Annotated in this window: 7 protein-coding genes; all 7 read right to left on the bottom strand. The window is 56.9% G+C overall.

Going from position 1 to position 8170, the window contains the following annotated elements:
* Positions 1-686, bottom strand: a 686-nt coding sequence (locus ENN40_07665; GenBank protein ID HDP95220.1) for a hypothetical protein, incomplete at its 3' end; no start/stop codon positions are given.
* Positions 622-2385 (bottom strand): NADH-quinone oxidoreductase subunit NuoF, encoded by a 1764-nt coding sequence (gene nuoF / locus ENN40_07660; protein HDP95219.1) that lies wholly within the window; start codon positions 2383-2385, stop codon positions 622-624. The genes nuoF and ENN40_07665, both read right to left, overlap by 65 nt.
* A 12-nt stretch (positions 2386-2397) precedes the next feature.
* A complete protein-coding gene (nuoE, locus tag ENN40_07655; protein HDP95218.1) occupies positions 2398-2895 on the bottom strand; it encodes an NADH-quinone oxidoreductase subunit NuoE in 498 nt (165 codons plus the stop codon).
* 445 nt (positions 2896-3340) lie between these two features.
* Positions 3341-4222 (bottom strand): hypothetical protein, encoded by an 882-nt coding sequence (locus tag ENN40_07650; protein ID HDP95217.1) that lies wholly within the window; start codon positions 4220-4222, stop codon positions 3341-3343.
* A complete protein-coding gene (locus ENN40_07645) occupies positions 4219-4398 on the bottom strand; it encodes a hypothetical protein (GenBank protein ID HDP95216.1) in 180 nt (59 codons plus the stop codon). The genes ENN40_07650 and ENN40_07645 overlap by 4 nt, the downstream gene beginning before the upstream one ends.
* Before the next feature lie 49 nt (positions 4399-4447).
* Complete coding sequence (locus ENN40_07640) at positions 4448-7144, bottom strand: helix-turn-helix domain-containing protein (protein HDP95215.1); 2697 nt, start codon at positions 7142-7144, stop codon at positions 4448-4450.
* Positions 7141-8163: an S-methyl-5-thioribose-1-phosphate isomerase gene (gene mtnA, locus ENN40_07635; protein HDP95214.1), complete on the bottom strand. Its 1023-nt coding sequence runs from the start codon at positions 8161-8163 to the stop codon at positions 7141-7143. The genes ENN40_07640 and mtnA overlap by 4 nt, the downstream gene beginning before the upstream one ends.
* Positions 8164-8170: the final 7 nt, after the last annotated feature.

Raw genomic sequence — 8170 nt, 5'->3', positions numbered from 1 at the left:
GGGCCGCCGCCCACCACGGCAACGGTTTTGCCGTTGGGTTCCGGAACCCTGGGAGTCCACATGTGGGGGGCGTCCTTGTCGGCAATAAAACGCTTGAGGTGATTGATGGCCACCGATTCGTCCAGGATCTGCCTGCGGCATGCGGCTTCGCAATCCCGCACGCATACCCGGCCGATGGAGAGGGGCAGGGGATTGTTCTCCTTCACCAGTTTGAGAGCCTCTTCGTAACGGCCCATGGAGATCAGGGCGATATAGCCCTGGGCGTCCACATTGGCGGGACAGTTGTCGATGCAGGGTCCGATGCAGTCTGCGTAGTGGTTGGAAAGCAGGAGTTCAAGCGCGGTCTTGCGCGAACTGCGGATGCGCGGATTGTCGGTGTCCACGATCATGCCCTCCGTGGCCAGCGTGGAACAGGCGGGAACCAGCTTTTTCAATCCGGCCACTTCGACCACGCAGAGAAAACAGGACCCGTACGGCTCCAGGCGCGGATCATGACAAAGGGTGGGAATGCGATCGAGTTTATGTTCGTTGACTACATCAAGAATCGTCTTTCCCGCTTTGGATAAAACTTCCTGTCCGTTTATGGTCAGCGTGATGGTTTCCATGGGGTTCTCCTCCGCTCTACTCAATCTCCACCGCGTCGAAGCGGCAGACCTGGTAACACATCCCGCACTTGATGCAGGCATCCTGGTCGATGACGTGGGATTTCTTGACTTCACCGCTGATGGCGTTAACCGGACATTTGCGTGCGCACAAGGTGCAGCCTACGCAGGTATCCGGTTTGATGCGGTAATGGAACAGGGCCTTGCACACACCGGCCGGACAGCGTTTTTCATTGATATGCGCCTCGTATTCTTCCCTGAAATACTTCAAGGTTGTTAATACCGGGTTGGGCGCGGTCTGACCCAGGCCGCACAAACTGCTGCTTCGAACCTTTTCGGCCAGGTCTTCCAGCAACTCGATGTCGCCTTCCCGGCCCCGGCCCTCGGTGATGCGTTGCAATATCTCAAGCATGCGCTTGGTTCCCAGGCGGCAGAATGTGCATTTGCCGCAGGATTCGTTCTGGGTGAAGGTCAGAAAATATTTGGCCATATCCACCATGCAGGTGGTCTCATCCAACACCACCATGCCGCCGGAACCCATGATGGCGCCGGTCTTGGTGATTTCATCGTAATCGATGTTTAAATCCCCCATGCAGGCGGGAATGCAGCCTCCCGACGGACCGCCCATCTGCACCGCCTTGAACGCTTTCCCGTCGCGGATTCCGCCGCCGATGTCCTGTACGATCTCGTTGATGGTGATTCCCATGGGTACCTCAACCAGGCCGCTCTTGGCGATCTTGCCGGCCAGGGCGAAAACTTTGGTTCCCTTGGAACGTTCCGTTCCCATGGAGGCAAAAGCATCCGCACCGTTGCGCACGATCCAGGGCACGTTGGCATAGGTTTCCACGTTGTTGATGTTGGTCGGCTTGCCCCACAAACCCTTGATGGCCGGGAAAGGCGGGCGAATGCGTGGGACGCCGCGTTTGCCTTCAATAGAGGCAATCAAAGCCGTCTCTTCGCCGCACACAAAAGCTCCGGCCCCCTCCTTGATATGCAGGTTGAGATCGGTCTTGCCGCCGAAAATGCCTTTGCCCAGGAATCCCCGCTCCTCACATTGAGCAATGGCCCGACGCAGGCGCTGGATGGCCTTGGGATATTCGGCGCGCACGTAAATATAGCCTTCATCCGCCCCGATGGCGTATGCCGCCACCATCATGCCCTCAAGCACCGCGTGCGGATCACCCTCAAGCACGGAGCGGTCCATGAAAGCGCCGGGATCCCCTTCGTCGGCGTTACAGATAACGTATTTCTGATCACCTTTGGCCATGCGCGCGAATTTCCACTTCAGCCCGGTGGAAAATCCACCGCCGCCGCGGCCCCGCAGGCCGGAAGATTGAATCATTTCAATGACCTCTTCCGGCGTCATGCCGGAAATTGCTTTGCGGACCGCCTGGTAGCCATCCCGGTCGATGTAGTCGTCAATGGAACCCGGATCGATGATGCCGCAATTACTCAATACGATTCGCTTCTGCTTAGAGAAAAAGGCCGCTTCGCGATCCACGCCCGGGCCGGAAACCAGCCACTCATCAACGGCCTTGCCGCCGACCACATCCTCGTCTACGATCCGTTCCACCCGTTCCGGCGTGACCTGACTGTACAGGTGGTGGATGTCACCGTCAATAACCTCAACCAGAACCTCGTTGTAACACATGCCGACGCAACCGGTTTCCAGGAGCTTCGCATCGGCCTTGGTGGCTTCCAACCGCTCCCGCAGGGCCGAAAAAACCGCTTCGCCGCCGGCCGAAACTCCGCAAGTCGCCAACCCAACCTTGATCTGTTTCATGGTGATCCTCCCTCAGGCCGTTTGCTGCCGCTGTTTCTTCAGAATATCCCGCACCTTCTGTGGAGTCAGGCGGCCAAAGGTTTCGCTGTTGATCATGATCACCGGTGAAAGGGAACAACACCCCAGGCAAGCCACGGACAAAAGCGTGAATTCTCCGTCCCCGGTTGTTTCCCCTACACTGATGCTCAACTCGTCTTCAATGGCTTGAAGAATTCCCTTGGCGCCGTTGACGTGGCATGCGGTCCCTTCACAGATACGGATCACGTTCCGCCCCATGGGCTGCAGACGGAATTGAGAATAAAAGGTGATCACACCATAGATATTGGCCGAGGGTACCCCGGTTGCCGCGGCGATCTCAGCGATAATGGTTTCAGGGATGTAACCGAAAAGATCCTGGGCCTCTTGCAGCAGGGCGATCAACACTCCGGGGCGGTGTGCCTTCTCTTGAAGAATGCACCGGAACTCCTCACACTGCTGTTCATCCAGCTGAGGCTGAAGTTGGTTTTCCATGGGCAGGGCTCCTGTACTGGATTGGATTCAAGATTCATAATGATTGCAACAACAAGTTCAGAACACCATTCATAAGGTTTTTTTGTATCATAACGGGAGCGGAGAATCAATTGCCATTCAACTCGGCCAACCGTTTTGCCTCTCCAAGTTTTCAACCTACTTAACTGATTCTTGTGATGGGGCGCAAAGCGTTCTGGTGGTGAAGGAACTTCCGGGTTCTGTGATGAAAATCAAGACATTCTGAATAACGAATAGGGAGGAACGAATAAAAAAATCCTCTCCGTTTTTTTCTACATTCTACCTTCTGCTTTCTACAAGGACCAAAAAGGGTACTTGGCCAGGGGACTGTCTCCTGCCTTCCTGTCACCTGCCGCCTGATACCTGTCACCTTCTTTTCAACTCTCCAACTCCGTAGTGGTCAAAGGTATTCCTTTGTTCACCACGGTTATATCAGTTCCCGGGTGGCATCCTGCGGCTGTTCCGGGTCGAATCTGACCAGGCAGAGTTCATCGCCGTCGTGAGCGGCCGAAAGCATTACCGTTTTGCCCAATGACTCTTTCCATGTGCCGGTCAAACGGGCCGACTCGTGGATATGGCCGTGGAGAGTAACCAGCGGTTGCCGCTCCTCGATAAACCGCCGAATGGCGATACTGCCCACGTGCACATCCAGGGGTACATGATCGATTTTACGGCCGTCAAGGGCTGCCCGATCCAGGCCGGTATTGTGAGGAGGGGCGTGAAACAAACACACGGTCCTGTCCATGGCGTCGTCCCGGGTCAGTCTGGCCAGGCCTTCCTGAATGGTAAAAAAAGCCAGCTCTGATTCCGTTACCAGGGAGGTGATTGTGCCTTCCTGGGGATGGGTGGAACAGGGATCCACAAAACGGGATACGTCGTACCGTTCCCAATCCTTCAGCCGGAACGGTGTCGGAGGAACAAAGGCATATCCGCAGACACGCAGCGATTCCCATTCCACCCAACGGTCATGCACATATTGCCAGGCGCCGCCTGCCTCAACTTCGCGAACCGCGGCTTCATGCACCCGGGGGTCGTCGTTTCCCAGGATCAGGAACACACGGAACGGGTCCGGCTCCAGGTTGCGATGAAGTTTCTGGAATGCCGGCTCCAGGTAACCTCGCACAAATCCGCCCTCATAAGACAGCTTTCCCCTCGCCGGGAGCAGGTCACCACCCAGAAACAGGGCCGGCGGACGCTCTTTTTCTATACGCTCAAACAGTTTTTCATATTTTTCAACATGACCATGTAGATCGCTGACAAAAAAACTCAACTTCCGGCTGCGAATTGGCCGCTCTTTCTCGGAACTCATTTGGATTCCGGTTCAACCATCACCATGTTGCGTCCACCGCGCTTGGCCACATTTGAAATTCTGAAACGCCGGGCAAACGCCGCGGATATCATGAACCAGAATCCGTCTTCAGGAAGCAGCCCGCTTCCTCGGGGTACAGCAATCACCGCTACACATTTCGAGAATCTTTTGTGCATGTGGCACCCCGGTGAACGGTTGCTATTGTACCCAAGACGAAACAGCCCGTCAATCAGCGGAGGTGCTTTGGCTGCGGTATTGAGATGGGGTCCGGCCCGTGAACTTTTTAAAGGCCGTGTTGAACACCGACTTGGAGTAGAAACCGGTTTCGTAAGCGATCTGTAGGATGGTCATTTCCTTCCAGCGAGGATCCGCCAGGCGGCGGCAAGCTTCCTCTATGCGATACTGGTTCACAAAGTCGTTGAAACTCTGGTTGCGGCGTTCGTTGATAATACGGGAAAGGTAATTTGCGTGAATGTTCATGTGGCGGGCCAGTTTGACCAGTGTCAGGTTCGCTTCCAGAAACGGCTTCTCTTCTTTCATCAGCCGCAAAAGGTCTGCCAATTTCTTTTCCGCTACATCCGTGGTCAGCCCGGAGGTCCGGTACTTGGCTTTGGCTGTGCTCCGAGTCAAGTGACGACGATACCATAACCCCACCGCGGCACCGATGAGCAAGAAAACAAGAAGCAGGTAAACGCCCCGGATCCTGGAGCGGACCTCCAGGGAAAACGTGTCCATGCTTGCTGTCCAGAACCCCGAGCCACTGCGAGCCTGTATTTGGAACTCATATTTTCCCGGCCCCAGGTTCAAGTAGAGAGCGGTCCGCTCCTGACCGGGGCGGGATACGGTCCATTGATCACCGAATCCTTTTAAGCGGTAGCGAAACACCACTTTCTCGGCGGCGGCCAGGTCCGGGTAAGTGAAATAGAATTCCAGCATCTGTAAGCGGCGGTTGAAACGAGCCGGTTGCTCAGGATTCAGATTGCGGCTATCCGCCAACACGGCTTCGATCAATACGGGGATGGGTGGTGGTTTTTCCGCGGCCATTAGTGGATCCAGCATGGCCACACCCCGAACCGTGGCAAAAAGCATGCGCCCATCGGGCATCTTCCACGCCGAAGGTTGAGCATCGGCCGTGCACTCGCTGCTGGGCATGCCCTCGCTTTCATTCCAAACCATGCAGTCCACGCGGGGTGTTTCCCTCTGCAAAAGCCGCCGGGTGTTTTTTTCCATGATGCGGAACACCCCGCGTCGGCTGCCGCACCAGAGATACCCGTGATCATCCTGTAGGATACCCATCACGTAGTTGTCCGTCAGGCCATGCGATTCATTAATTTGAGTCCATCTTCCCTGGCTATAGGCAAACAAGCCCCAGCCCCGGGTCCCCACCCATAACAGACCGTGATTGTCCCTGAACATGGCGGATACCCGGCTTGGTTCCGGTTGTTGATCCCTCCCCTCAAGCCGAGTCCATGTCCCGGCTGCCAGATGCCATACTCCGTCTTCGCCACCGACCCAAAGCTCCCCGGCTTCATTGGCAACCAGCGTGGAGATGGCGCCCTGTTTTGCAACGTCGCCGGGCAAGCGAACAGGCGCAAACCGGCTCCCCTCACCCCGGAACAGGCCAACATTCGTGGCCACCCGGACCGCACCCCGGGGTTGCGCCAGAATGGCGCGAATGGAAACCGCCGGGTCCTTCAGAAACCATCGACGATCACCCGTGGACAAGGCCAAACGCAGCAACCCGCTCCCGGCAGTGCCTACCCAGAGCGTATCATCGTCCTGGAACCCCAGGCTGAGTCCAGGCACATTGATCTCTTTCGCGCCCGCATGATGGCGACCGTTCCATTCAACAATAAAGATGTCGTTGTTGCGGGTCGCAACCCAGGCGGCCCGTTTTTCAGTTGTCGTGATTGCGGTCACGGGTCCGGCTTCCTCCACCAGTCCATGAACCGCACGCCGGCGCAACCGTACCAATCCGGACACTTCCGTACCCACCCAAAGGTTCTTTTGCCCATCCAGCAATAGGCTGAGCACGGAGCCGCTGTCTAAATCCGGCGGGGAGGATGCGGGCATACCGTCAGGTCCCAAGTAGATCAACCCCCGCTCTCCCGTTCCCACCCACATTCCGCCTTCGTTATCCGGAAACAGGCAATGGGGGATAGTGCGGTCAGGGAGAGATACTTTTTCCGCTTCGCCCCCGGTCACCCCCACCTGGAAAAGTCCGGAAGTCGCGGCTATCCACACCCGGTTTCTCCACTGTTCAAGCGCGTGGACCCGGCCGGGAACCCGCGTCAATTGCATCATTCCTTCATACGGTCTCGTTCCCAGAAGGAAGATTTCCCCTGCTTTGTCGGCTGCCCATACCCGTGAGCCGGAAGCGGACCCCAGGCAGGCAACGGCGCGGTTTCCCGGCCAATTCCCAACCCGGGTCGCGTTCTTAAAGCCGCGCAACCAGAACAAGCCCCTGGATGTCCCCACCCAGATGGCGTCGTCACTGCCCACGACCAGGCCGGTGACAGTCAAAGGGGTACCATCTTCCAGGGGAAAAACCGGGACACTCCAGGTTATGCCGTCGAAAAAGGCCAAACCCGCGCTGGTTCCCACCCAGATTCCCCTTTTACCTGTGGCCAACAGCGTCAGAATCTCTTCGCCGGGCAACTGGGGAGAATTCCAATGATTAAATATAAAGAAACGACCACCATCAAAGCGAACCAGTCCCGAACGAGTTCCCAGCCACAGATAGCCATCGCCGCTGCGGCAAAGGTCACGAACAGTACTCTGGGGCAGCCCGTGTTCAGTGGACCATCGGGTAAGCAACAGGTCGGTTGCAACGTTCAACGTCGCGCCCGGGCTTTTGGGGGAAAAGAGGAAAAGCAGGACAAGCAGCACAAACGGTGAAAGGAGTCGTCGCAACCCCTTCATTCAGTCAACCAGCCCTCCAATGCAGTGGATAAATCTCCGCGGGCAACCCCTTTCTCCGTAATAATGGCGGAAACCAGTTCATGAGGAGTCACATCGAAAGCAGGATTGAATACCGGGACATTTTCATTTGCCACCCTAACGTGGCGGAATGTACGAACTTCATCCGCGTCGCGTTCTTCTATGGGAATCTCTTCCCCATGAGAAACCTTGGGATCCACGGTGGACATGGGAGCGGCTACGTAAAATGGAACGCCGTGGTGGCGGGCCAGTACAGCCACGGAATAGGTGCCGATTTTATTGGCTACGTCTCCGTTGCGGGCAATCCGGTCCGCTCCCACGATGACCGCGTCGATGGCTCCGTTTCGCATCAGGCTTCCGGCCGTACTGTCCGTAATCAGGGTCACGGGAATGCCGTCACGCATCAATTCCCATGTGGTCAGCCTTGCCCCCTGGAGAAAGGGGCGGGTTTCGTCCGCCACAACCCGGATCAGTTTTCCTTGTTCAACCGCGGCTCGGATTACCCCAAGCGCGGTGCCGTAACCCGCCGTGGCCAGCGCGCCGGCATTGCAATGGGTCAACACCCGGTCCCCGTTCTTCAGCAGGTCCGCGCCCCGGGCACCCAGGCGCCGGTTTATGGCCACGTCTTCCCGATCCATGGCCCGGGCCTCGTGGATCATGATTGCCGCGAGACCATCGTTATCCTTCCGATGTAACTGGTACACTTTCTGCATGCGTTCCAGCGCCCAGAACAGGTTGACCGCAGTCGGACGGGTGGCGGCAAGTGTGTCGATAATCCGGGTAAACTGGGAATCCACATCACGACCGGTATTTACCACACCCAGGGCTACACCCATGGCAGCCGCCACGCCAATGGCCGGCGCACCACGAATCACCATGTGGCGGATGCTGTCGGCCACCTCGCTGTAGTGGCGATGCACCACCACTTTCTCTTCCAAGGGCAAAAGTCGCTGATCCAGCATGAGGACCTGGTTGTCTTTCCATTCAATTACCGGATGCATGGCAACT

Source organism: Candidatus Aminicenantes bacterium, from assembly GCA_011049425.1.
In the GTDB taxonomy this organism is placed as follows: domain Bacteria; phylum Acidobacteriota; class Aminicenantia; order UBA2199; family UBA2199; genus UBA876.
This window is presented reverse-complemented; position numbering and strand designations above follow the sequence as displayed.